At 60.6% G+C, this 25,409-nt stretch carries 20 protein-coding genes and 1 pseudogene; 7 read left to right on the top strand and 14 right to left on the bottom strand.

Annotation, left to right across the window (positions count from 1 at the left end; translation table 11 throughout):
• The first annotated feature begins 67 nt into the window (after positions 1 to 67).
• Positions 68 to 4,630: an AAA family ATPase gene (locus N2A98_RS16900; RefSeq protein WP_275622371.1), complete on the top strand. Its 4,563-nt coding sequence runs from the start codon at positions 68 to 70 to the stop codon at positions 4,628 to 4,630.
• Between the two features lie 76 nt (positions 4,631 to 4,706).
• Here N2A98_RS16900 and N2A98_RS16895 read toward each other — a convergent pair whose 3' ends face one another.
• Together N2A98_RS16895 and N2A98_RS16890 are read right to left on the bottom strand one after the other, a co-directional pair.
• Positions 4,707 to 4,976 carry a hypothetical protein gene (locus N2A98_RS16895; protein ID WP_186527070.1) on the bottom strand — a complete coding sequence of 90 codons (270 nt, stop codon included), beginning with the start codon at positions 4,974 to 4,976 and terminating at the stop codon, positions 4,707 to 4,709.
• 769 nt (positions 4,977 to 5,745) lie between these two features.
• Positions 5,746 to 7,233, bottom strand: coding sequence for an aldehyde dehydrogenase family protein (locus tag N2A98_RS16890; RefSeq protein WP_275622370.1), 1,488 nt, complete (start codon positions 7,231 to 7,233; stop codon positions 5,746 to 5,748).
• A gap of 236 nt (positions 7,234 to 7,469) precedes the next feature.
• Between N2A98_RS16890 and N2A98_RS16885 the strand changes: the two genes are divergently transcribed.
• Together N2A98_RS16885 and N2A98_RS16880 are read left to right on the top strand one after the other, a co-directional pair.
• Positions 7,470 to 8,639 carry a p-hydroxyphenylacetate 3-hydroxylase oxygenase component gene (locus N2A98_RS16885; protein WP_275622369.1) on the top strand — a complete coding sequence of 390 codons (1,170 nt, stop codon included), beginning with the start codon at positions 7,470 to 7,472 and terminating at the stop codon, positions 8,637 to 8,639.
• Between the two features lie 56 nt (positions 8,640 to 8,695).
• Positions 8,696 to 9,163, top strand: a pseudogene (locus N2A98_RS16880) (flavin reductase family protein); the annotation flags it as partial.
• Positions 9,164 to 9,201: 38 nt separating this feature from the next.
• On the opposite strand, the gene N2A98_RS16875 reads toward N2A98_RS16880, so the two are convergent.
• Positions 9,202 to 10,524: a hypothetical protein gene (locus tag N2A98_RS16875; protein ID WP_275622368.1), complete on the bottom strand. Its 1,323-nt coding sequence runs from the start codon at positions 10,522 to 10,524 to the stop codon at positions 9,202 to 9,204.
• A gap of 217 nt (positions 10,525 to 10,741) precedes the next feature.
• On the opposite strand from N2A98_RS16875, the gene N2A98_RS16870 reads away from it, so the two are divergent.
• The 3 genes from N2A98_RS16870 (at position 10,742) to feaR (ending at position 13,826) form a co-directional block, all read left to right on the top strand.
• Positions 10,742 to 12,241, top strand: coding sequence for an APC family permease (locus N2A98_RS16870; RefSeq protein WP_078803433.1), 1,500 nt, complete (start codon positions 10,742 to 10,744; stop codon positions 12,239 to 12,241).
• Positions 12,204 to 12,770: a DUF3156 family protein gene (locus N2A98_RS16865; RefSeq protein WP_047711257.1), complete on the top strand. Its 567-nt coding sequence runs from the start codon at positions 12,204 to 12,206 to the stop codon at positions 12,768 to 12,770. Before N2A98_RS16870 ends, N2A98_RS16865 begins: the two co-directional genes overlap by 38 nt.
• 114 nt (positions 12,771 to 12,884) lie before the next feature.
• The gene (feaR, locus tag N2A98_RS16860) at positions 12,885 to 13,826 is read left to right on the top strand and encodes a transcriptional regulator FeaR (RefSeq protein ID WP_078803431.1); all 942 of its coding nucleotides are present in this window, start codon (positions 12,885 to 12,887) and stop codon (positions 13,824 to 13,826) included.
• Positions 13,827 to 14,521: 695 nt separating this feature from the next.
• Here the strand turns inward: feaR and N2A98_RS16855 are convergent.
• The 5 genes from N2A98_RS16855 to N2A98_RS16835 form a co-directional block, all read right to left on the bottom strand.
• On the bottom strand, positions 14,522 to 15,277 hold the full coding sequence (locus N2A98_RS16855; protein WP_275622367.1) for an SDR family oxidoreductase: 756 nt from the start codon (positions 15,275 to 15,277) through the stop codon (positions 14,522 to 14,524).
• Positions 15,267 to 16,070, bottom strand: a complete 804-nt coding sequence (locus N2A98_RS16850) for an SDR family oxidoreductase (protein WP_275622366.1) — start codon at positions 16,068 to 16,070, stop codon at positions 15,267 to 15,269. The genes N2A98_RS16855 and N2A98_RS16850 overlap by 11 nt, the downstream gene beginning before the upstream one ends.
• Positions 16,063 to 16,884, bottom strand: a complete 822-nt coding sequence (locus N2A98_RS16845) for a molybdenum cofactor biosynthesis F family protein (RefSeq protein ID WP_014719081.1) — start codon at positions 16,882 to 16,884, stop codon at positions 16,063 to 16,065. The genes N2A98_RS16850 and N2A98_RS16845 overlap by 8 nt, the downstream gene beginning before the upstream one ends.
• Before the next feature lie 13 nt (positions 16,885 to 16,897).
• Positions 16,898 to 17,263, bottom strand: a complete 366-nt coding sequence (locus N2A98_RS16840; RefSeq protein WP_275622365.1) for a cupin domain-containing protein — start codon at positions 17,261 to 17,263, stop codon at positions 16,898 to 16,900.
• A 134-nt stretch (positions 17,264 to 17,397) separates the two neighbouring features.
• Positions 17,398 to 18,696 carry an FAD-binding oxidoreductase gene (locus N2A98_RS16835; RefSeq protein ID WP_047711251.1) on the bottom strand — a complete coding sequence of 433 codons (1,299 nt, stop codon included), beginning with the start codon at positions 18,694 to 18,696 and terminating at the stop codon, positions 17,398 to 17,400.
• Between the two features lie 207 nt (positions 18,697 to 18,903).
• Here N2A98_RS16835 and hpaR point away from each other — a divergent pair, with 207 nt between their 5' ends.
• On the top strand, positions 18,904 to 19,326 hold the full coding sequence (gene hpaR / locus N2A98_RS16830) for a homoprotocatechuate degradation operon regulator HpaR (protein ID WP_044269224.1): 423 nt from the start codon (positions 18,904 to 18,906) through the stop codon (positions 19,324 to 19,326).
• Between the two features lie 126 nt (positions 19,327 to 19,452).
• On the opposite strand, the gene hpaI is transcribed toward hpaR, so the two are convergent.
• The 6 genes from hpaI to hpaE form a co-directional block, all read right to left on the bottom strand.
• Positions 19,453 to 20,253: a 4-hydroxy-2-oxoheptanedioate aldolase gene (hpaI, locus tag N2A98_RS16825; RefSeq protein ID WP_275622364.1), complete on the bottom strand. Its 801-nt coding sequence runs from the start codon at positions 20,251 to 20,253 to the stop codon at positions 19,453 to 19,455.
• Between the two features lie 16 nt (positions 20,254 to 20,269).
• On the bottom strand, positions 20,270 to 21,073 hold the full coding sequence (hpaH, locus tag N2A98_RS16820) for a 2-oxo-hept-4-ene-1,7-dioate hydratase (RefSeq protein ID WP_047711249.1): 804 nt from the start codon (positions 21,071 to 21,073) through the stop codon (positions 20,270 to 20,272).
• An 11-nt stretch (positions 21,074 to 21,084) separates the two neighbouring features.
• Positions 21,085 to 22,389, bottom strand: coding sequence for an MFS transporter (locus tag N2A98_RS16815; RefSeq protein WP_275622363.1), 1,305 nt, complete (start codon positions 22,387 to 22,389; stop codon positions 21,085 to 21,087).
• Between the two features lie 134 nt (positions 22,390 to 22,523).
• Positions 22,524 to 22,916, bottom strand: a complete 393-nt coding sequence (locus N2A98_RS16810) for a 5-carboxymethyl-2-hydroxymuconate isomerase (RefSeq protein WP_275622362.1) — start codon at positions 22,914 to 22,916, stop codon at positions 22,524 to 22,526.
• Between the two features lie 15 nt (positions 22,917 to 22,931).
• Entirely contained in the window at positions 22,932 to 23,789 is an 858-nt protein-coding gene (gene hpaD / locus N2A98_RS16805) for a 3,4-dihydroxyphenylacetate 2,3-dioxygenase (RefSeq protein WP_003192392.1), read from the bottom strand.
• A gap of 154 nt (positions 23,790 to 23,943) precedes the next feature.
• Complete coding sequence (hpaE, locus tag N2A98_RS16800; RefSeq protein WP_044269220.1) at positions 23,944 to 25,404, bottom strand: 5-carboxymethyl-2-hydroxymuconate semialdehyde dehydrogenase; 1,461 nt, start codon at positions 25,402 to 25,404, stop codon at positions 23,944 to 23,946.
• Positions 25,405 to 25,409 lie beyond the last annotated feature (5 nt).

Here is a 25,409-nt window from a genome sequence, read left to right as displayed (position 1 = left end):
TTGAATGTCGGCATTGTCCACCACTTGAGCTGGCTCTTTCACGTTCTATTGCCTTTTTAGGTGGCTAATGAGTCTTTCAGGTATTCGTTCAAATCGAGGGGATAGCTATCAGACGCTGATTGCTATGTGGTTTGCCATTTCGATGCTATCCGACGCCGACTATGAGTGGCTGGAGGTCGACTCCACTCGTTGGTTGGTGGATGACGTGGTTGTCGGAAAGTCCGACGGTTCAATCATTTGCTGTCAATGCAAGAAGAACCAGCCGGATTTCAAACCTTGGACGGTTGCTGATCTGTCCGGTGAGTTCGAGAAGGCTTCTCGCCTGTTGGTGGGGGATCTGAACACAGTGGTGCGTTTCTATTCGCGCGGTACGTTTGGTCATATTGCTAAGCTGCGAGAGCATTGCGCAACGCAGCCTGATGAGAGCAGCTACCGGAACAGCCTTACGAACGAGCACGCGACAATCGATGCTTCTTTAAGTGCTACGTTTAATGCCGCTGTATCGCTTCGCACGTATGACTTTCTACGTCGCACAACTTTCCATAACACAAATGATTTCAACGATTTGGAAGAGTCGTTGCTCGAGCGGCTTCGCATTCTGGCAACCAATGCGGAGGCCGCTTACGATGCACTTTGGTACCGGCTCGATCAGTTGGGTTCACGAATGCCCTCGCGTGATTCACAGGCGGCGTCAGTTCAACATCGTTTGACAAAAGAGGACCTTCTCGGCCTGCTTCAGCAATCAGGGTCGATGCTCGCGCCGCATATGAACGTGTCTGAGGTTCGTGCCTCTCTCGATGAAATTTCTGCTATCGGTAGGAATTGGCGGCGCGAGATGGGTGGGAGGCGGCTCCCAATTCGTGTTGTTGACGACATGCTTTCTGCCATCGATAACGGAAAGCGCTCAATACTGCTCACCGGGCTGCCTGGGGCGGGGAAAACCTGCGCTCTTCTGGCAGTGCAAGAAGCACTGGAACTCCTGGCTGAGGGTGACGGTTCTATAGTGCCTCTATTCATACAGTCCCGAGAGTTTGCTGACCTTGCAACGGCCCAAGACCGCCACGCTCAGGGCCTGTACGAGGACTGGGTGGAAAAGGTTGCACGTCTTGCAGACAATGCTCGGGTCGCCATTGTTATTGATTCTCTTGATGTATTGTCGATCTCGCGGGAGCACGCGGCGTTGACGTATTTCCTGGCACAGATCGATAGGTTGTTATTGATCAGCAACGTGACAGTGCTGACAGCCTGTCGTGATTTTGATAGGCGCTATGACCGCCGTTTGGCGTCGCGAGTATGGGAGTGCGAGTTAGCTTGTCAGCCCCTGGATTGGAACTGTGACGTATCTCCATTGCTACAGTCGCTCGGCATTGATATTTTTGGGGTGGATGCGCCAACGCGTCAACTCATCTCGAATCCCCGTGAACTTGCAATTTTTATTGAGCTAGCACAATGGGGGGGTGGGTTTAGCGTTGTAACTAGTCAGGCGCTGGCGCAACGGTATCTGGATACACTGGTTCATGCTGATGCGAATTTGGGCATCACAGCGCTTGAAGCGATAGAGTCAGTTGCCGACGAGATGCTCCGGACCCGCAGCCTCACTATTCCTGCGCAGCGATTCAGCGGCTCCCAGGGTGTTTTGCGTGTGCTACTCAGTCACAACGTGCTGCACCAGGCTATGGATGGGCGAGTCGGGTTTGGTCACCAGACGTTGCTTGATGTGCTAGTGATCAGCTCAGCGATTCGAAGGGGGGTGACGTTGAATGAGTTCATTCAGAGCTTGTCACCTGTACCATTTGTCAGACCAACTATCCGAAGTTTCGTGGCGCAGTTGGCTGCTGGTGATCGCCGATTGTTTCGAACTCAGTTGCGGGCTGTTCTCATGGGGCAGTGCCCATTCCATATGCGTCGATTGGTCGCGGAGTCATTCGCTGACCGGCCGCCCCATAGTGATGACTGGCCGATGCTTCGCGATCTCCGCCGAGATTACAAAGATGTGTTTCAGATCATCTATTTGCGAGGCAAAGCGATGGAGTGGGGGGCGTTCTGGTTCGCGCATTTAGTGCCTCTGCTGAGGGCGGAGCGCGACCAAGAAGGCCTGATGACGCATTTGCACAGATCTTCATTGTGGGTGAATCACGCTCCATCACTAATATTGCCTTTCTGGACTGAGTTGCTTGAGGCGGACTGGATGGATAGAGGGCTTGTCGCTGGCGGACTGGGCTTCTTGCTATCCGATGTAGCGTCTGAACATGCCGCTCTTACGGGTAAGTTGGTTGAGGCGCTGCTCCGTATGCCTATACAGGAGTACAGCTACCTAGGACGTTCTATCGCACGTTGCGTTGGCGCTGGCGTCTTATCAGATGATGTACTTTGGGCATTCATTACGGGTGATGTGACAGAGGATGACGTGCGAGAGCTTCATCATTTTGGCACCAAGCTAAGGTGGCGGGATCATGAGTTCGGTGCCGAATGTAAAAATTACATCGCCGAGCGCATGAAGTCTTCAGTGGACCTGTTGAATATTGCAATACCTTCTATAGAAGGTTGGAGCCAAATTCGAATATCTGAAATCGGCGATTGGGCTGCTGGAAGCTCGGGTTTTTTGCGGAGCACTTCTCACCGAGCAATCCGGTCCCACAGTGATTTTCAGCATGAAGATTCTATGCATTTACTATTGAGGGCGGTCGAAGGGGCTGTGCTCAGTCATGCCTCAATTGACTCAGAGTGGTGGCGAAGCAATCGGGAACGCCTCTGTTTTAATCATGAGGGAGCTCTGCGCTACTTTGGATTAATGGCTTGTATAGAAAACCCGTCTACCAATTCTGAAATTGCTGCTCGGCTATTTTGTATCGAGCCGCTGGTGGAGTGTGAGTTTTTATACGAGCTTGGCTGTCTTGCCAAGGTCGCGTTTGTGCATTTTGACTCAAGTCAGCAGGACTCTGTGGTGGCGGCATTATTCGCGATTACCGAGGGTATTGAACGAGATGAGCGAGAGGTTTTATGGGCAAACGGGGTACAGGCGCGGTTGATTGCGTGCATTCCATGTCATCTGCGACCCGCCGGTGCTCAGCTTTTACTTGATGATGCAATTGAGCGCGAAGGCGTCCTTAATGAAGGACCCCCAATTCAGGCTTGGAGCGGGATGGTTACGGCGCCTTTCCCATATAGCGTATTCCTTGAAATCAGTGATCGCGGAGTGTTGCAGCTTCTTATGCATTACACCGGATATCAGCGTGCTTTCGAGGAGCACTTGGTCGGTGGTGAAGGTGAGGTGGCTTCAATGCTGCGGGAGGCAGCGTCCCGTGACCCTGATCGTTTCCTGGGGATTATGACGGACAGCTGGGCTGATCTTTCGTCAGTTTTTCGCGATGCAATTATGAGTGGTGCGGGCAATTGCTTGGCCCATCTTCACGGCAATTTGCAATCAGGGGATTCTTGGACGCCATTTGTAACTATAGATGGAGCCTCATTGGCTGGGAAAGTTATTCACGAGCTTGGACTTAACTCAGAGTATTGGCAGCACAATCGCGCGGCTTCTAACGCCCTCAACGCATGTGCCAATGTGGTCGAAGATGCTGACCAAGCTCAACGGATGATAAAATTTGCTACATGTTTTTTGACAATGCGAGAAGAAGCTTCTATCAGCGGTGATGGGGTTGATCATCTCGACGTTGGAATAAATATGGCTCGCGGTCATATTGCCGAGGCATTGGTGATTTTGACCATCAACTTTCTGAAGAGTGGTAATGCGCTGCCTGATTCATTGCTGCGTCTTTTGTTCGACTTTGCTGATGAAGGTGATCCGGCTATTGCCGCCGTGATACTCCGGCGTTTGGCGTATCTGCAGAGTCTGAACTCCGGTATAGGCTGGGAATTGTTCGATCGATGTATGAAAGGCAATACCTCGGGACTTTGGGGAGGGGCGGAGCAATGTCTTTATTACTCCTATCGCACTGATTTTGAGAGAGTTTCTAAATGGTTGGCGCGACTTCGTTTGGAGGGGGTGGGTAAAGATTTTGAGACCTGGGGGCGAATATCTGCTTTGGCCGCCTTGTCGGATGTTGGCCGGACTTCGGAGCTGATGCTTGAGCTGTCTGAGATAGATGATGCTGCCGGATGGCAGGGGGCTTCAGCCGTTTGGGCGAACGCCCAGAATTTTGCCCGGTACAGAGCGCAGTGCATTGCTGGACTCGACTATGGGTTGTCACTCAATACGCATTCAGATGTTATTGGGCAGCGAGTGGGACAATTGTTTTGTAGTGATGTAACGGGCATACCTTCTGATCTTGTACGTCGTTACTTCTCCGTGCGTGAGATGGGTAGCAGTGGTGTCGGTGCATACATTCATGGGCTTGATGAGTGGTTAAGCGTCACTGCGCAACGAGACGCTGGAGAGGCGCTTGTGGTCTTCGAACTGTATCTCGCCTATGTGCGAGGTAAGGGCGCGCATATGTATGACCGCGGAGGAAATCTCACCCAGTTGCTTACGCAATTATTTGCAGAAGCAGAGGAGTGGGAAGAGGTGGATGGAGGCGCAATGTTGCAACGAGTCGTTTCAGCGCAAGATGAACTGTTATCTCTTGGCGTTTCAGGTATCGGCGATTGGCTGGCTGCTGCGGAGAGGCCTTGAGTGCGGTAGGGTGGGGTAGTCGCTAGCTAATGACCTCTACGCTTGACGAGTGGCTCGGGCTATCCGGCGTTGTCAGCTAGCTGGTGTCGCCCGGCACAGGCGTCGCCCGCGCCTCGCTGACCAGCCATACGCAAAAGTGCTCGGCGCGTGCCGAACACGTCTGCCGTCTTACTTCCACATAGGACTGGCCACTACCGATAAAGCAAAAGGGGGCAAGCAATTGACCTTGTTGCAGATCATCCATCACCAGCGGCCAGAGGATCACGCTTATGCCCAATCCAGCCTTCACCGCCTCTATCACATAGTAGAAATGCTCAAGCTCACTGAGCGGTATTGCTGACGCCATGCCCTATTGTTTCGCCCATAGCGCCCAGAGTTGCGGGCGCGTTAGGCTACTGAGCGAAGGCGCGCCAGCGTAGCCAGGGTAGTGGCAGGCTGCTGTTGGAGCAGATGAGGGGCGATTACCAAGCCGATGAGCTTCGCGTTCGCTGTTGGCGGTTGTGCTGCGCAGATGATGGTCGCGACCTCGAACGGGAGTCCGCCGTGAATGGCGATGTAGGTGCTGACCAGATAGTCGAATTGCGACAGTAAGCCAATGATTCCGTTGTAGTGAAGCTGGTACTACGACAATAGCGCATGCCTGCGTCACACAAACCGCAGCAGGCATTGCTCATTGTTGCCGTGGATTACACACCCGATCTGCTGTGGAGAAACAGTTGCCATCGCGTCGGCGGCGGCGCCTCATTTTGGTAAGGATGGCGCTGCTCGTCGGTTGATTCAAAAAACAATTTTTGTACGGTCACTTTGGTACTCAAAGGTGATAATTCCGGCATTGAACCCGTGTGATGCAGGACACGGCGTTGACAGAGGAGGAAAGTACGGATGCCTCAGCGTCTGGCTATGGAGCAATGGGAACAGCGCATGTCCAATGGCGATGAAAATATTACTGCGCTCGACCAGCTCCATGAGGTTGTCCGGTACGGCTTGCCTCCGATGAGATAGTGTCAGTCAATACATCTGTGACTGACCCACCGTCATCGGGGGCAAGCCCCCCTCCCACATTGGGTCTGACGTACACTCGACACCTATCAAGTCCAAGCTTGCACTGCCCCCAATCAATACCGAATCATCACCGACTTAAGCTCGGTGTAATCCTCGATAAACGCACTGCCAAACTCCCGCCCAACCCCCGAAGACCGGCTGCCGCCAAACGGCACCGCCGGGTCGAGCAGGGTGTGCATGTTCACCCACAAGGTGCCTGCCTTGATCGCCGGGATCATGCGCAGGGCCTTGCCCAGGTCGTTGGTCCATAGGCTGGCACTCAACCCGTAGGGCCCGTGGTTCATCAGCGCCAGCAGTTCGTCTTCATCGTCGTAGGGCAGAAAGGTGGCGATGGGGCCGAAGGTTTCTTCGTTGAGCAGGGTGTCGTGCAGGTGGTTGGCCAGGATCACGGTGGGTTCGACGTAGCAGCCGGGACGGTCGATGAGGTGGCCGCCGTGGATGATCGTGTTGTTTTCGGTGCGGGCCTGGTTGAAGTAGCCGAGCAGTTTTTGTTGGTGTTGCTGGTGGGTCACCGGGCCGAATTCGGTGTGTTCATCCAGGGGCGAGCCGATGGTCAGGCGGCTGAGACGCGCCTTGAGTTTTTCCAGCACAGCGTCGATTTGCGAGCGGTGCACGAAGAAACGTTCGGCCGCTGCGCAGATTTGCCCCGAGTGCAGGAAGCCCGCTTCGATAATGCCATCCACCGCTTTGTCTACATCCATGTCGCGCAGGAAGCCGGCGGCGTTCTTGCCACCCAGTTCCAGGGTCGCGCGGGTCAGCCCGGCGCCCATGGCACTGCGGCCCACCGCAATACCGGTGGGCACTGAGCCGGTGAACGACACCTTGTGGGTGCCGGGGTGTTCCACCAGCCCCTTGCCGACATGGCCGCCGCCGGTCAGCACGTTGAGCACACCCGCCGGCAGCCCGGCGTCGATGGCCAGTTCGGCGATGCGCAGCAGGGTTAGCGGCGTGAATTCGCTGGGCTTGATGATGATGCTGCAGCCGGTTACCAGTGCCGAGGCGAGCTTCCAGATGGCGATCATGGTCGAGAAATTCCACGGCACAATGCCTACCACCACGCCCACCGGTTCGCGCAAGGTGAAGGCGGTGTAGCGCTCGCCATTGAACGAAGGCAGCGACGGCGTGAGGGTCTGGCCGCTGAGCTTGGTGGCCCAACCTGCGTAGTAACGCAGGAAGTGCGCGGCCTGGTCGACCTCAAAGGCGCGGGAAATCTGGATGATCTTGCCCGACTGGCAGGTTTCGATCTGCGCCAGTTCTTCGCGGTGGTGCTCCAGCAGGTCGGCCAGTTTCAGCAGCACGTTGCCACGGGTTGCGGGAGCGGTCTGGGACCACAACTGGAAACCCCGGTTGGCGCAAGCGACCGCAGCGTCGATATCCGCCAGGTCTGCGTCGGCCACATCGGCGATCACCTGGCCGGTGGCAGGGTTGGTCACGCTCAGGCGTGCATCGGCGTGGCTGCGCACACTGGCGCCGTCGATGAAGAGCCCATGACGGCGGCGCAAAAAGGCTTCGACGTGAGGCAGCAGCGGGATATCGCTCATGGCAGGTTCCTGGCAGTTCACAAAAGAAACCCCGAGGTTAACCAACGCGCAGGCACGCGGCTTGACTGTGCCTGCCAGGTTTTATGCCTGTGCCTGCCGTGCCTGTGAAAAGTACAACCTTGCCTGCCGAACGTGCATGTTGTGCCGGCGCAAGCCGGTCAATACTGGCCCTGCATCCCGCGCCGTTCCACGATTTGGAGCGCCTGCCGGACTTCCAATAATAAGCAGGGCCGTCCATGAAAAAGCCAAACCCGCTCCTCGAAGACCTCAAGCCTCTTCTGCCTGCCATTGCCGCGAACGCCAGCCGTGCCGAACAGTTGCGCCAGGTGCCGGATGAGAATATCGCGCTGCTCAAAAGCATCGGCCTGCACCGCGCCTTCCAGCCCAAGGCATTCGGTGGCCTGGAGCTGTCGCTGCCCGAATTCGCCGATTGCATCGCCTTGCTCGCCGGCAGTTGCGCCAGCACCGCCTGGGCCATGAGTTTGTTGTGTACCCACAGCCATCAACTGGCGCTGTTCTCGGCGCAGTTGCAGGAGGAGATCTGGGGCGACAACCCGGATGCCACTGCCAGCAGCAGTATTGCGCCGTTCGGCCGGGTGACCGAGGGCGAGGGCGGCGTGTACTTCAGCGGCGAGATGGGCTGGAGCAGCGGCTGTGACCATGGCGAGTGGGCGATTGTCGGCTGCCGTCGCCAGAATGCCGAAGGCACTCAGGATTACTGCTTTGCCGTGCTGCCGCGCAGTGACTATCAGATCCGCGATGACTGGTTTGCAGCTGGCATGAAAGGCAGCGGCACCAAGACCCTGATCATCGACAACGCCTGGGTGCCCGAGCACCGGATCCAGAAGGCCAAGGACATGATGGAAGGCAAGTCCGCAGGCTTTGGCCTGTACCCAGACAGCCAGATTTTCTACGCGCCGTATCGGCCGTATTTCGCCAGTGGTTTTTCCACCGTCAGCCTCGGTGTGGCTGAGCGCATGCTGGAGGTGTTCCGCGAAAAAACCAAAAACCGCGTACGTGCCTACACTGGCGCTGCCGTCGGCGCCGCGACCCCGGCGCTGATGCGCCTGGCCGAGTCCACCCACCAAGTGGCCGCCGCCCGGGCGTTTCTGGAAAAGACCTGGCAAGACCACGCCGAACACAGCGCCGCCCACCGCTACCCAACGCGAGAAACCCTGGCGTTCTGGCGCACCAACCAGGCCTACGCCACCAAGATGTGCATCGAAGCGGTAGACCGCCTGTTCGCCGCCGCCGGTGGCAATGCCTGGTTCGAACACAACGAAATGCAGCGCCTGTTCCGCGATTCCCATATGACCGGCGCCCATGCGTACACCGACTATGACGTGTGCGCGCAGATCCTCGGCCGTGAGCTGATGGGCCTGGAACCCGACCCGAGCATGGTGTAGCCGCGTTTTCCCTACAACAATCAGGGCGGCCCATAGAGGCCACCCGGGAGTCTTGCATGTCTGACGTATTCGACCCACGAGCCTTTCGTCGCGCCTTGGGCAACTTTGCCACTGGCGTGACCGTGGTTACCGCCGCCACCGCCTCCGGGCGCAAGGTCGGCGTGACCGCCAACAGTTTCAACTCGGTGTCCCTCGATCCGCCGCTGGTGCTGTGGAGCATCGACAAACGCTCCAACAGCCATGCGGTGTTCGAGGAGGCCAGCCACTTTGCGGTGAATGTGTTGGCGGCGGACCAGGTGCATTTATCCAACAATTTCGCGCGCCCCCGTGAAGACCGCTTCGCCCTGATCGAATACGAGCCGGGGGAGGGTGGCTCGCCGGTGTTCGCCGATTGCTCGGCGCGTTTTCACTGTGAGAAATACCAGCAGGTGGACGGCGGCGACCATTGGATCATGATCGGCAAGGTGGTGGCCTTTGATGATTTTGGCCGTGCGCCGCTGCTCTATCATCAGGGCGCCTATGCTGAGGTCCGGGCGCTGCCTCCGTGCGCGCCCGAAGCGGTTTAGAACGGCACGGCGACCACCAGTTGGCTGTAGACATTGGTGCCGTTGCCGCCGACCTGATTGCCGCCGTTGTCGGCTGATTTATTCGGTTTGTACAGGCCGAGCAGCGGCGTGATGATCAGGTGCTCGTTGACGGCCCATTCGGCATACAGGTCCAGTTCGCGACCATCCAGATTGGGCTGGTCACGGGTACTCACGGTGGTGTAGTCGAAGAACAGTGCCCCAAGCGTGACGTTCTCCAAGGGTTTGACCTTGAGCGCCACGTGCTGCACGGCGGTGTTGCTGTTGAAGGGGCCGGAATAGTTGCCTGCCACTTCGCCTTGCACCCAGGTGCCGTAGCCACGGTTGAAACCTGAGAACATGCTGTCCCAGTTCTTCGAATAACGGGCGTAGCGGTAGGTCAGATCCGGTGACCACGGCAGGTTGGCGAAGGTGTAGCCGGCTTCGGCGTAGCCGGCATTTTCCTGGCCGTCGCGACGGCTTTGGCGCGCCAGTTCGAAGGCGAAGTGCGCGTTGTCGATACCGGCACTGCCGGCGCCGCGCAGGCTGTAGAGGTTCATGCCTTTGCGCTGGCGCTGCAGGTCGGTGGCGAAGCGCTCATCCACATCGATACCGTGAATATAGGTCAGCCCCAGGGTGCCCGGCGCGGCAGTGTATTCCAGGGTGCCGGCGGCCATTTCGGTGAGCGCCTGGGCGCGGTTGTCGGACTTGATCCACATCAGACTGCCATGCACGCCGTCCTTGCCGCCCAGGCGAATCACCGCGGTTTTATCGAAGGCATGGCGCGCGGCGATGTAGTAGGCGCCGCCGCGATTGAACTCGCCGTCGTCCACGCCATTGCCCAGGTTGGGGCCGTCGTCGTTAAGGATAAAACCGTCGCCGAGCATGATGATCTGGCGACCGAACGACAGGTCCAGGCCGTCCTTGCCCAGCGCCGGTAACAACTCGCCAGAGCGCCAGCCGGCAAAGGCCTCGTCAAACTTGGTGGTGCGCTCGGTGCCGTTGGTGAGCCCTGCCGCATCGCCATCGCCCCAGGTACCGGAACTCACCAGGTTGGCCGTGCCATACACGCCGCCCAGGTGGCCCAGGCTTTGTTCGACGCTTAAACCGTACTTGATGAAGGCTTCGCGCCAGGTGGAGCCGCCGCTGCGCCCATCGTAGTTCTTCGGGCTGTTGAACAGACCGTACACGGCGAGGAAGTTGCCGGTGACCTGGGTGTCGGCGTCGGCATACAACTCGATGGCCTGCGCCTGGCCCATCAGCAGTGCCACGCCCAGGCCGACCGCCTGGCGCAGGCGGCGGTTTTTCAGTGTGTGCTCCATTGTTATTGCCCCCATCTTGGTTAAGAGTGAGGGCGCATTAGGGCGAGCGGTGTGAGGCCAAGTCTTTTCCCTGCGTGCCAGGCAATTGACTCTGGCCGCCAGGCCACACGCCGTGGCAGGCAGCAACAAAACCGGCGGCAGACAGGGGCAAGACGATCAACGGGAGTGGGGCGCAGAGTGCCGACACATTAAAAAAAACCGCTTCGAGGACCCCTCCATGTCGATCAACGACCGACTCACCGCACACCTCAACCGGGGCACGGTAGGTTTTCCCACTGCGTTGGCCAGCACCATCGGCCTGATCATGGCCAGCCCGGTGATCCTCACCGCCACCATGGGCTTCGGCATCGGTGGCAGCGCGTTTGCCCTGGCGATGCTGATCGCCGTGGTGATGATGCTGGCCCAGGCCACCACCTTCGCCGAGGCCGCCTCGATACTGCCCACCACCGGTTCGGTGTACGACTACATCAACTGCGGCATGGGCCGTTTCTTTGCGATCACCGGGACCTTGTCGGCCTATCTGATCGTGCATGTGTTCGCCGGCACGGCCGAAACCATCCTCGCCGGGGTCATGGCCCTGGTGAACTTCGAACACCTCAATACCCTGGCAGAGTCGGCCGGTGGCTCGTGGTTGCTGGGCGTCGGTTTCGTGCTGGTGTTCGGCGTGCTGAATGCCTTTGGCGTCAGCGCATTTGGCCGTGCGGAGATCATCCTGACCTTCGGCATGTGGACCACCCTGATGGTGTTTGGCGTACTGGGCCTGATCGCCGCGCCGGCGGTGCAGTTGGAGGGCTGGTTCGGTGAGTCGCTGGTGGGCACCGACCTGGTCACCGTTCTGTCGCTGGTGGGCATGGCGATGTTCATGTTCGTGGGCTGCGAGTTCGTCACGCCGCTGGCGCCGGACCTGCGCCAATCGGCCAAGGTGATGCCACGGGCGATGATGCTCGGGCTGATGGGCGTGGCCACGTGCATGTTCATCTATGGCGCGGCAATGAAGCGCCAGGTGGAGAACGTGGTGCTCGATGCGGCTTCCGGTGTGCACCTGTTGGACACGCCCATGGCCATCCCCCGGTTCGCCGAACAGGTGATGGGGCAGATCGGCCCGTTGTGGCTGGGCATCGGCTTTCTGTTCGCTGGCGCTGCGACCATCAATACCCTGATGGCCGGCGTGCCGCGCATCCTCTACGGCATGGCGGTGGACGGCGCCTTGCCCAAGGTGTTCACCTATCTGCATCCGCGCTTTAAAACGCCGCTGCTGTGCATTCTCGTGGCCATGTTGATCCCGTGTCTGCACGCGCTGTACCTGGGCGGCAACACCGACAACATCATGCACCTGGTGCTGGCGGCGGTGTGTGCCTGGAGTTTCGCTTACCTGTTGGTGACGCTGTCGGTGGTGATCCTGCGCATTCGGCGTCCGGACTTGCCCCGCGCCTATCGCTCGCCGTGGTTCCCGCTGCCGCAGATCGTCTCCAGCATCGGCATCCTGCTGGGCATGTGGTTTATCACCCCGCCCGGCATGAACCCGGCGGACATCTACGTGCCGTTTGGCGTGATGCTCGGCGTGACGGCCACCTACGCGCTGTTCTGGACCCTGGTGGTGCAGAAGGTCAACCCCTTCAAGCCCGCCTGCGTAGAGGAGGTGTTGGCCAGGGAATTCAATCACGAACCGGGGCACGCCCATGCCAGTTATAGCGACCTTGCGGCAAAAACTGTTTGAGCTGTTTCGTGCCGACCGCGCACCCGTCGGGTATCGACCGGGGGTGACCCTGGCTCATCTGCGACGCGATCTGGGCCTGGCCACCCTTGAAGTGGACGGTGTGGCCTTCGAGATTGTCGAGCGCACCGAGTCGCAGTTGTTGATGCACCTGGTGCTGACCGAATGTGTCCTGCGCGTTCCTGCTGCAGCGGGTGGCGCTGGCAGCTTTGAGGTGCATCATGGCGGCGCGATCCGGCGCAGCGGCATTCATGTGCGGCGCCGCGCTGGCAACCAGGCACTGGGCCGTGAGTTGCAGGCGCGTTTACAGGCTGACAGCGCGTTGTTCCAGGCGTTGATGCCGCTGGATTTCAAGCGCCTGCGCATCGAGCTGCACGACCAGCAATGGTGCGTGCGCCTGGAGCATATGGGTGGCAGCGAGGTGGTCAACCGCATGCCGGCGTTCCGGCGCTACATTGCGTTGAGCGCCGAGCAACGGGGGTATCTGCTGGCTGCATTGGTGGGTCTACAACGAGTATTGTCGGACCTGTAATTGGCACCATTAGTGCCTCTGCAAAGGGCAAACAGGTTGTTGTTGCGTGCATATAGATAACATGTTAACTATTGCACCAGAACAACAAGAATAACGCCACTGCGGAGACACCCCATGAGCATCCCACAGCATGCACCCGACGGGCTCGACAGCTGGAACCGCGAACTGCGCGCCGCGTGCGGCCACTTCGATACCGAACTGGCTTTCAACCGTTCGCTGTTTATCGGCGAGATCCACAACCTGTCGCGTGGCCTGGCCATCCTGCGCACCAATGCCGGGCTGATCAAGCGCCCGACGCACCACGCCGACCATGACAACGACCAGGAATGTTTCCTGGTCAGCCAGCGCAGCGGCTATTCGCAAATCACCCAGAACGACCAGACCGTGCAATTGGCCCCCGGCGAAATGCTGTTGATGGACTCGGTGGGCGCCATCGAAATTACCCCCTTCGGCCTGATCGAACACGCCTCGCTGTCCTTGCCGCGTACTGCGGTGTGCAAGCACCTGGGCGGCCAGGCACGGGCTTTCGGCAAGGTCTCCTCGACCAAAGCCTGTGGGCGCATGCTGCATGTACTGATGGACCAACTGTGCAAGGACGATACCGACGAAGACGCCACGCAAGTGGAAGCGCTGCAAGCGGCGTTCGTGTCGCTGCTGGGTTCGGCGTTGGAGCAGGGCGACGAGTGCCGCGAGGGCTTGGCCGCGTTGCAGGGCAATAACCTGCGCAGTTATGTGCAGAAGGTCATCGACGAGTCGCTGAGCCAGCCAGGCCTGAGCCCGATCGGCCTGGCCAACCGCCTGAATATCTCGGTGCGGCACCTGTATCGTTTGTTCGAGGAACAGGACGACAGCGTCTGCCGCTACATCCAGCGCGCGCGGCTCAAGCGCAGTGCGGATGACTTGACCAACCCGTTCCTGCGCAGCGAGTCGATCACCTCGATTGCCTACAAATGGGGCTTTACCGACTCGGCGCATTTCAGCCGCTCGTTCAAGAAGCAGTTTGAGGTGTCGCCCAAGGACTTTCGTTCCAGCCGGTTGCAGGCAGTGGGGGTGTAAACAGGTTCTTCAATGTGCATGAGATCCACTGTGGCTTGCCTGCGATGGCCATAGGTATCTACATAACTTTGGGGATGACGCCGAACTTGTGGCGAGGGAGCTTGCTCCCGTGGCGGCCTGACAGCCGACGCTTATCTACCTGACGCGCCACAGTCCAAATGTGGGAGCTGGCTTGCCTGCGAAGACGGCCTAACAGTCAACACAGTTGGACCGGGTACATATCCGTTATTTAGGTAACGGCCACCTAGGGTTCCGCCCTGACGGCGGCTCACTTTTGAAAAGCGCAAAAGTAAGCAAAACGCTCTTGCCCCACCACTCGGCACCTCGCTTGGGCTCGGTGTGCCCGTAATTCGCCAGTGATTTGGGGGGCCGCCGCCACGCGCCATCCATGGCGCGGGGCGGCTAAACCGGCATCCCTGCCGGTTTACCCCCCAAATCCCTGTCGAATTCCGGCCAGCGTGGTTTAACGGGGCGCCTGAGATCAAAAGCAGATCAAGATCAAGAGCGACTCGCTTCGCATCGTGGTTACCGTCTGCTGCTACAGCCCCCAAAGTTGTGTAGATACCTATGCTGCGATAGCGAACTGTCAGTTGGCATATCAGTGCGCCCAACCGCCATCGCACGCAAGCCAGCTCCCACAGGGGATTACGCTTAACTGACTGGCATTGTGACAAGCCCCACAGTTAGTTCGGGTTTCAGGTTTCGGGTAGGGTAGACCCACCATCCACCACCAGCGTCTGCCCAGTGATATAGCCCGCCAGGTCAGAGGCCAGAAACACCATCGCCCCGGCAATATCCGCCGCTGCGCCCAGGCGTCCCAGCGGCACACGGCGCGCGATGCTGTCATTCACGGCCGCGTCGCCCAGGTTATCCATCGCCGGGGTGGCGATCATGCCCGGCTCTACGCCGTTGACCCGCACATTCAACGGCGCCAGCTCCAGCGCTGCATTGCGGATAAACCCATTCACCCCGGCCTTGGACGCCGCATAGTGGCTCAGCCCCGGATAACCGACACGGTTGCCGGTAACCGAAGACGTCACCAGCACGCAGCCCCCGCCTTGGGCGCGAAACCTCGGCAACGCCGCCTGGGTCAGCCAGAACAGCGCCGACAGGTTCACCGCCAGGGTGCGCTCCAGAATCGCTGGGGTGATGTCGGCAAAGGCGGTCAGCGGAAAGTACCCGGCGTTGTGCACCAGCACATCCAGTTGCGCCAAGCCTTGGACGCAAGCAAACACCGCTTCGGCATCCGCCAGGTCAACGCCAACGGCTTCCACTTGATAGCCCTGCGCGCACAACTCGGCAGCTACGGCCTCAGCCTGTTCAAGCAGACGGTCGGCAATCACCACCCGCGCACCGCGTTCGGCAAAGGCTTGGACGATGCCCAGGCCAATGCCCTGGGCGCCGCCGGTGACCAGCACGAGCTGGCCGCTGAAATCCAGGTCATTGGGCATGGGCAGGCTCCAGGCGCGTAAACGCCAGCGTCGGCACGTCGACGATGCTGGAGCCACCGTCCGCCACCAAGGTGGCGCCGGTAATGATCGATGCGTCGTCGCTGGCCAGGAAGCGGCACACCTTGGCGATCTCGTCGGCACGGGCGGCGCGCCGCAGCGGTACATCGGCACACACACGCGCATAGGCCTGCTGCAAGGTCTCGCCGTACGCCTCCATCAACGGCTGCATCTCGGCGTCGGCCATCGGCGTGTGCACCCAGCCTGGGCACACCGCGTTCACCCGTACGCCATGGGGCCCATAGTCACGGGCCAGGGAGCGGTTGAGCCCGAGCAACGCATGCTTGGCGGTGGTGTAGCCACACACCTCGGGGCCTGCTGCCAATGAGGCGATGGAGCCAATCAGCACCATGTTCCCGGCGCTTTCCTGCAACAGCGGCAGGCAGGCGCGAGCGCTGTAGAACGCATTGTCGAGGTTGCTGCGCAGTGCGCCTTCCCAGGTGGCCGGGCTGGTCTGGGTCGCGCTGCCCAGGCCGTGGCCACCGGCACAGGCCAGCAGCACATCGAGGCGCCCGAAGTGGGTGCGGATTTGCTGGATGAAACCGTCCCAGGTGTCCGGGCAGGCGGCATCGCCCACCAGGATCAGCCCGCCGGTGTCCTGCGCCACCTGTTCCAGTGGCTCACGGCGCCGACCGATCAGCACTAGCTGTGCGCCTTCCTGTGCGTACAAACGTGCGCAGGCGGCGCCGATGCCGGTGCCAGCCCCGGTGATCACCACCGTGCGCGGCTCAGTCACGGGGGTACTCCGTGCGGTTGAGCACCTGGCAATAGGAACTGATCGGGAAGTTCGACAACGCGTCGAAGGACGCCCCGGCATAGCCGAAGATCTTGCCGTCGCTGCGGTGCTGTTGCAGGTCGATCAGCACCAGGCCGAGGGTCGGCACGATCTTCTCCTGCCAGACGAACAGGTACAGCTGTTCGGCGATTTTGTAGTAATGGCAGCGGTCGGTGTCGCACAGGCCTTTCTCCACGCCCTCAAGGCATTGCCAGGCGTAGAACCGCGGGTTGAGGTAGATGTGTTCGTAGACCTCGCTGGGGCTGTAGCGATAGTGGTTGCGCAGGCCGACCAACTCGTCGGTGGGGGCGTGCAGGCAGTGGCCATCCTGCCACGGCCGGTCGAGGCTGCCGTGGAGGAAGTCGACCTGTACCGAGGTCAGCGGTTTGCCGGCCAGGGCGCGGTGGTACAGGCCTTCGTGGGTCTCTGCCGGCTCCGGCATACGGCCAATCACCGCGGTAAAGGAAGCATTTGGCGTGTCCAGCACCAGGCTGATCGACCAGCTTTGCCCAGCCTCGTGCTTGATAAAGTCCACCAGGTACAGGCCCGGGCGAATCGAGCTGGCGCGGTAGGCGGCGCTGCCGCTGGAGTGGCCATCGGCGGCGTGCCAGGCCAGGCGTTCCTGTTCGAAGCGGTGTTCGATCTGCCAGCCGTTGGCAAAGTGCAGGGTGAACGTCTGGCCGGCCAGGTCGGCCAGGTTCGGCAGAATGAACGCTTCGGGTGCAAAACCCTCAGCCAGGGCGCCTACGGTGATCCAGTCAGATGAATTCGACATGGCAACGCCTCCCTTACACGACGGCGAAGTAGTGTTTGACGAAACTTTCGCTGACCACTTCCCACAGCACGGGCGTGCCTTTGGTTACGAACCAGCTGTCACCGGCCTTGTAGCGGGTGGACTGGCCGGTGGATTCATCGGTGAGTACCACTTCGCCGGTGACTATCGTGGCCTGTTCGGCGAACGGGTAAACCATGCGGAACTTGCCTTGGGTGGTGCCGAAGTACGCACTGCTGACCGCACCGGTGGGCGCGCCGAAGGTCATCTTGCCGAAGGCGCGTACTTCGCCTTCGAGGATTTGCGAGCCGAGGTCGGCCACGGTGCCCCAGGCGTCGAGTTCCGACAGCTGGACGTTGTGTTTGATAGCGGTAAGGGTCATGGCAGATGCTCCTGATACATACGAGATTTTTGTAGGAGCGAGCTTGCTCGCGAAGAGCGTCCTGACACCGCGATTCACCGCAATGCCCGCGTTATCGTTGACGTTCTTCGCGGGCAAGCCCGCTCCTACAGGGGTTAGCGGCGACCGTTCCAATAGCCGGAAAGTTGGTGCCAGGATTTGCCCGCCGTCAGCAGCAGGGGGCGAATCGCGTCCTTGCCGATGATGGTGGGGCGGGGGATTGAACTGACCAGGTCATAACGCGCCGAGCCTTCGCTCATGCCTTCGGCCAGTACCTTGCAGATGATGTGGCTGGGGGTGACACCAAAGCCGGAATAGCCCTGCACGAAAAACGCATTGCTGCGCCCCGGCAAGGTGCCCACCTGCGGGAACAGGTTCGGGCTGCACGCCATCGGGCCGCCCCAGGCCAGGTCGATTTTCACGTCCTTGAGGTAGGGGAAAATCTTCAGCATCAGCTGGCGGTTCCAGGCTTTCAGATCGCCGGGAATGTGCTCCACCAACGGCGTGGCGGCGCCGAACAGCAGGCGGTTTTCATTGGTCACGCGGTAGTAGTCGATCACCGGGCGGATGTCGCTATACGCCCCACGGATCGGGCTGATGCGCTGGATCAACTCCTCGGACAACGGCTCGGTCATCATCTGGAACGCGTAGGTGTTGATGGTCGAGCGGTGCAGTTCCGGCTCCAGCTTGTTGAGAAAGCTGTCACAGGCCCACAGCAACTTGCTGGCGCGTACCGAACCGCGACCGGTGCGCACGGTGATGCGCTCGCCGTAGCTGACTTCCAGCGCCGGGCTGTTCTCGAAGATTTTCACACCATGGCTGACCAGCGCGGTGGCTTCGCCCAGCAGCAGGTTGAGTGAATGCACATGCCCGCCGCCCATGTGCAGCAGGGCGCTGGTGTAGGCGGTGGAGCCGATGATCTGCTGCACGTCAGAGCCGCCCAGAAAGCGGATTTCGTGCTGGCTGTTGATCGACTTGAAGTCCTTCTCCCAGGCGCGCAGGGTTTTTTCCTGGCGGGCGTTGAAGCCCATGTAGCCGTAGCCGTGGCAAAAGTCCGCGTCGATGTTGTACTTGGCGATGCGGTTCTTGATGATGTCGGCGCCCAGGTCGCTGATCTCGAACACCTGGCGCAGGCCGTCTTCGCCCACGTCCTTCTTGATCTTCTCCAGGTCATGGCCGATGCCTGCCATGATCTGCCCGCCGTTGCGGCCCGTGCCGCCAAAGCCCAGGTAGCGCGCTTCAAGCACCACAATGTTGGTGATGCCTTTTTCCGCCAGCTCAAGGGCCGTGTTGATCCCGGAAAAGCCGCCGCCGATGACCACGACGTCTGCCTCGATATCCTGTTCCAGGGTGGGGAAGCTGAGGTTGTATTTCTTGGTGGCGGTGTAGTACGTAGGGGTTTCGATGTTGATCATGGCGCAGCCTGAAAATGTGAAGGAAGGCGCTAAAGCGGATGCCTCCATTAGGGCCCTTGGCGGGCTGGAAGTCTTGATCCTGCGTGCCCGGGTTTTTGATTCAGCGCGCCACGGGCGAGGGCACCTATAAGTTATAGCGCGCTCGCCGGCCGGGAATGTTAGAGTTTCGTTAAACTATTAACTAAATACTTCGTGACCCTGAGCCCTATGTCCACACCTCGACAATCCCTGACCCTGGCCTTGCTGCAAGCGCGCGAGGCCGCGATGAGTTTTTTCCGTCCTTCCCTGAATGAACACGGCCTGACCGAACAGCAATGGCGCATCATCCGCATCCTTGAACAGCACGGTGAGTTGGAGATCTATCAACTGGCGGAGCTGGCCTGCATCCTCAAGCCGAGCATGACCGGCGTGCTGGTGCGCATGGAAGCGGCCGGCATGGTGCACCGGCGCAAGGCCGAACAGGACCAGCGCCGGGTGCTGATTACCCTGGCGGACAAGGGCAAGGCGAGTTTCGAGTCCATGAGCCAGTGCATGGAGGCCAACTATCAGCGTTTGCAGGATCAGTTGGGCGCAGAGAAATTCCAGACCTTGTTGGGGTTGCTGGATGACTTGAAGAACATCAAGCGATAAACCAACAGCTGAATCACCACCGATCAAAATGTGGGAGCGGGCTTGCTCGCGAATGCGGTATATCCGTCAATGAATCTGCTGACTGACACGCCGCATTCGCGAGCAAGCCCGCTTCCACAGGGGATATCAATACACTGCGCCAGTGGTGGTGGCCTGTGGAATATCTTTGAACTTCCCGGCCAGGCTTTGCAGCCCCCGCATCAACACCGTGGTATCGACCCCCACCGCCACGAACGTCGCCCCCAACTCGATATAGCGCCGTGCCAGGCGCTCATCGGCACTGAGAATCCCCGCCGCCTTACCCGCCTTGACGATACGCAGGATGGCATCCTCAATCGCCGCCTGCACTTCAGGATGCCCAGGATTACCGCGATGGCCCATGGACGCGCTCAAGTCTGCCGGGCCGATAAACACCCCGTCCACGCCTTCGACGGCGGCGATGGCGTCCAGATTGGCCAGGCCCTCGGCGTTCTCAATCTGCACCAGCAGGCACATCTGCGCATCGGCCTGGTCGAGGTAGTCGGTGATGCTGTTCCAGCGCGAAGCGCGGGCCAGGGCGCTGCCGACCCCGCGAATACCCTGGGGCGGGTAGCGCAGGGCGCGCACCAGTTCCCGGGCCTGGGCGGCGCTTTCTACCATGGGCACCAACAGCGTCTGCGCGCCGATATCCAGCAGTTGCTTGATCAGCGCCGTGTCGCCGATCACCGGGCGAATCAACGCCTGGCTGGGGTAGGGCGCGATGGCCTGTAGTTGCGCGAGCATGTCTCCCAGTTGATTGGGCGCATGTTCGCCGTCGATCAGCAGCCAGTCGAAACCGGCGTTGGCGGCCAGTTCGGCGCAGTAGGCGTTGGCAAGGCCCAGCCACAGGCCGATCTGTACGTCGCCGTTGTGCAGGCGTTGCTTGAAGCGGTTGACAGGCATGTCCATGACAGCACTCCTGGGTTCAGACGAAGCGGCAGGCAATCGAGCCGAGCAGGTCGTAATCGACGTGGAAGGTATCGCCAGGGCGGGCCGCGACCGGGCGGGTAAACGAGCCGCCGAGAATCACCTGGCCGGGCAGCAGGGTGACGTCATAGGGCGCCAGCTTGTTGGCCAGCCACGCCACGCCCTTGGCCGGGTGGTTGAGCACCGCCGCCGACACCCCGGACTCCTCGATCACGCCATTGCGATACAGCACCGCCGGCACCTTGCGCAGGTCGATCTCGGTGGGGCGCACGGCGCGGCCACCGAGCACCACACCGGCATTGGCGGCGTTGTCGGAGATGGTGTCGAACACCTTGCGGGTGGCGTTGGTGTGGGGGTCGACCTGCTGGATGCGGGCGTCGATGATTTCCAGCGCCGGGATCACCCATTCGGTGGCGTCGAGTACATCGAACACCGTGCAGTTGGGGCCCTTGAGCGGCTTGCCGAGGATGAAGGCCAGTTCCACTTCCACCCGGGGCACGATGAAGCGCTCGAAGGGGATGTCGCTGCCTTCGTCGAAAAACATGTCGTCGAGCAGGGCGCCGTAATCGGGTTCGGTGATATTCGACGACACCTGCATGGCCCGTGAGGTCAGGCCGATCTTGTGGCCCTTGAGCGTGCGCCCGGCCTTGATCTTTTGCGCGACCCATTCACGCTGGATGGCGTAGGCGTCCTCGATCGTCATGCCGGGGTAGTCGAGGGAAAACTGACGCACCTGTTCGCGGCTGCGTTCGGCACGGTCCAGGTGGGCGGCGGCCGCGAGGATTTGCTGGGAGTCGAGCATGGCAACGGTCTCTAGTGTGGGTTGACGATGGCGGCCTGGGTGCGCAGCACCAGCAAGCCACCGAGGGCGATAAACAGGGCAAGTACGTACAAGGCCAGGCTGGCGCTCTGGGTGGCGTCGCGCATCCAGCCGATCAGGTACGGCGCGAGGAACGCCGCGATGCTGCCGAACGAGCTGATCATGGCGATGCCCGCCGCCTGGGTGGTGTGGGAAAGAAACGCCGGCGGCAGTTGCCAGAACATCGGCAGCGCGGCACTGGCGCCCATGCCGGCGACCACCAGCCCGCTCATCACCAGCAGCGCATTGCCGGGCGCCAAACCCGCCACGGCGATACCGAGCGCCGCCATCAGCAGGGGCACGCACAGGTGCCAGCGGCGTTCGCGGTGGCGGTCGGACGAGCGCCCGCAGCCGAGCATGAAGAAGCAGCCGGCCAGGTACGGCACGGCGCTGAGCAAGCCGACCTGGCTGTCACGGCCGATGCCGGCGCCGTGGATCAGGGTGGGCATCCAGAACGCCAGGGTGTTGACCGCCAGCATCACCGCAAAGTACACGGCCACCAGCAGCCACACCTGCGGGTCACGCAGGATGCCGCCGAACGAGGTGATGGTCTTGCGCTGTTCCTCGTTGCTCAGTTGGGTGTGCAATTGCTGTTTTTGCTCGGCAGTCAGCCAGTGCACCGACTCGAAACTGTCCGGCAGCCACTTGAGTACCACCAGTCCCAGCAGCACCACGGGCGCGCCTTCGATCAGGAACATCCACTGCCAGCCGCGCAGGCTGCCGACGTCGTGGAAGTTCTCCAGGATCGCCCCCGAAATCGGCCCGCCAAGCACCCCGGCCATGGGCACCGCAATGGCAAACAAGGCAGTGACCTGGGCGCGACGGCGCGCCGGGTACCAGCGGTTGAGGAACACCAGGATCCCCGGGAAAAACCCGGCCTCGGCCACCCCCAGTAGAAAGCGCAGCACGTAGAACCCGCGCGCGCTCTCCACCCACAGCATGCCGGTGGAGAGCAGGCCCCACACCACCATCAGGCAGGCGATCCAGCGCCGTGGTCCGACGCGGTCCAGGGCGATGTTGCTGGGCACGCCGAACAGCGCGTAGGCGATGAAGAACAGGCCGGCGCCGAAGCCGTACACGGTGTCGCTGAAGTGCAGGTCGCTGCTCATCTGCATCTTGGCAAAGCCGATGTTGATGCGGTCCAGATGGGCAAACAGGTAACACACCAGCAACAAGGGCATCAGGCGCCAGGTCACCAAACGATGGGTGCGGTCGTGCTCGGCAAGCTGCAGGCTTGCAGTGGAATGGGCTGTGCTCATGGTGGTGTTCTTTTTGTTGTTGTAGGAGCGAGCTTGCTCGCGAAAAACGTTAACGAAAACGCAGCGCTGTTGGGTCCGCGGTGCCTGTGGGTTTTTCGCGAGCAAGCTCGCTCCTACAGGGGGGCGCGGCCGTTTCAGCTTGCCGGGTTGTTCAGGAACGCATGCACATTGTTCTGCTTGAAGTTGAGCTGCGGGTGCAGCTCGATCATCTCGAACGACAGCGCGAGCAAGCGCTGCGCCTGCAGCTCGGCGAAGTGCTCGGTAATCACCGCGAACACTGCTTGGGCGACGGCCTCGCGGGTTGCCAGGTCGCGGCCATGGCCGACCTTGAGGGTCATGTGCACAAAGGCATAGTCGTGCTTGCCGTCGGCCATGCGCCAGGTGTCCAGGCGCACGCCGCGACTGCGAATGCCGCCCAACGAAAACACGCCGCTGTCGTCCAGCACGCGGTGGACTTTTTCAAACAGGCCGGGCAAATCGGCCTGCTGTTCGAGGTTGTCGGTGTACTCAGCGATAAAGTGCGGCATGGGGCTCTCCAAGGGTTAAAGCGGGAAAATCGCGTTGATCTGGCCGGTGCCCGAACTGCCGAACGGCGGCGTGATGATCTCGGCCGGCTTGGCATAATCCGGCCCACCCAGCAGGCCCAGGAGCATGGCGGTGTCGTGCATCTTGCCTTCGCCAAAACAGTGCTCGGCGTAGTCGGGCAGCATGGCGCAGAACTCCTTGAAGCGGCCTTGCTTCCACATTTCCACGACATGCAGGTCCACCTGCTTGTCGAATTCGCGGGTCCAGTTGTGGATATTCGCCTCAGCCTCGCGGTCGTCCGAGAACCGATGGGACAGCGAGCCGGACGCCAGCACCAGCACCTTGCGGTCGCTCTTTTCGATCGCGCGGCGCACGGCGGCGCCGAAGGCGAAGCTGTCTTCCAGGCGATGCCAGGCGCACCAGGCGGCGATGGAAATCACCTTGAATTTCTCTGCGTCGGGCACCCCCATATGCATGTAGCGCATGGGCACCAGGGTGCCGTATTCCAGCTCCAGGCTCGGGATGTTATGGGCCATGCTGCGCACGCCGGCCAGGTTGGCTTCGGCGGCGATCAGCTCGCCCAGTTCGGGGCAGCCGGGGTAGGCGTAGTCCATGTTCTTGATGAAGTGCGGCAGCTCGTTGCTGGTGTAAGTGCCCTGGAACTGTTCACCGCAATTGACGTGATAACCGCTGTTGACCAGCCAGTGCACGTCGAACACCACCGCAGTGTCGGCCCCCAGTTCGCGGGCACGCCGGCCGATTTCCTTGTGCCCGGCAATCGCCGCTTCGCGACAGCCGTGATGCTTGCCGGGCAGTTCCGACAGGTACATCGACGGTACGTGGCAGATCTTCGCTGCCAGAACCACTTCGCCCATGATGACTCTCCTGAATAATTATTCTTGTATGGCCTGTGAGGTCCCTGTGGGAGCTGGCTTGCCTGCGATGGCATCGACTCGGTACGGCTGAACGACCGCGGTGTCTGCATCGCGGGCAAGCCCGGCTCCCACAGGAGGCTTGTTTGATCCTGGGCTACACGCCCCAGCGCGGAATGTGATGACTGCCCATGGAAATACACACGTTCTTGATCTCGGCAAACACTTCGAAGCTGTACTGGCCACCTTCACGCCCGGTGCCCGAGCCTTTGACCCCGCCGAACGGCTGGCGCAAATCCCGCACGTTCTGGCTGTTGATAAATACCATGCCCGCTTCGATACCGCGCGCCAGGCGGTGGGCCTTGCCGATGTCCTGGGTCCAGATGTAGGAGGCCAGCCCGTACTCGGTGTCGTTGGCCAGTTGCAGCGCCTCGGCTTCATCCTTGAACGGAATCAGGCACACCACCGGGCCGAAGATTTCTTCCTGGGCGATGCGCATCTGGTTGTTCACGTCGGCAAACACGGTCGGCTGGATAAACTGGCCGCGGCGGAGGTGCGCCGGCAAGTTGGCCGGGCGCTCCAGGCCGCCGGCCAGCAGCGTGGCGCCTTCCTCCAGGCCGATCTTGATGTAGCCGGTGACCTTGTCGTAATGAGCCTGGGTGATCATCGAGCCGACCTGGGTGTTCGGGTCCTGAGGGTCGCCGACGATCAGGCGCTTGGCCCGCGCCGCGAACTCGGCGACAAATTGTGGGTAGACGCTTTCCTGAATAAAGATGCGGCTGCCAGCGGTGCAGCGCTCGCCGTTGAGGGAGAAGATCGTGAACAGTGCGGCGTCGAGGGCGCGTTCCAGGTCGGCGTCTTCAAAAATCAGCACCGGCGACTTGCCGCCCAGTTCCATGGAGTACTTTTTCAGGCCGGCGGTCTGCATGATTTTCTTGCCGGTGGCGGTGCCCCCGGTAAAGGAAATTGCCCGCACGTCCGGGTGGCGTACCAAGGCATCGCCAGCGGTGGCGCCGTAGCCCTGGATCACATTGAGCACGCCGTTGGGGATTCCGGCTTCCACCGCCAGGCGCCCCAGTTCATTGGCGGTCAGCGGCGACAGCTCCGACATCTTCAACACCGCCGTATTGCCCAGCGCCAGGCACGGCGCGGTCTTCCAGGTGGCGGTCATGAACGGCACGTTCCACGGCGACACCAGCGCGCACACGCCTACCGGCTGGTACAGGGTGTAGTTGAGCATCTGGTCGTCCACCGGGTAGGTGTGGCCGTCCATGCGGGTGCAGACTTCGGCGAAGAAATCGAAGTTGTGCGAGGCACGCGGGATCAACACGTTTTTGGTCTGGTGGATCGGCAGGCCGGTGTCCAGGGTTTCCAGCTCGGCCAGGTGGGGCACGTTCTGTTCGATCAACTCGCCCAGTTTGCGCATCAAGCGTGCGCGCTCCTTGGCTGGCGTATTGGCCCACTTGGGAAACGCCGCCTTGGCCGCCGCCACGGCCTGCGCGACTTCTTCGGCACCGCCGCTGGCCACTTCGCCGATGGCCTCGCCGGTGGCCGGGTTGTAGTTGATAAAGGTGTCTTTGCTTTCGACCTCACGGCCGTTGATCCAGTGTTTGATCATGGTGC

This window comes from Pseudomonas sp. FJ2-5-13 (assembly GCF_029201605.1).
Lineage (GTDB): Bacteria > Pseudomonadota > Gammaproteobacteria > Pseudomonadales > Pseudomonadaceae > Aquipseudomonas > Aquipseudomonas lactis.
Note: the sequence above shows the minus strand (reverse complement) of the source record. Positions and strands in the feature narration are given on the sequence as shown.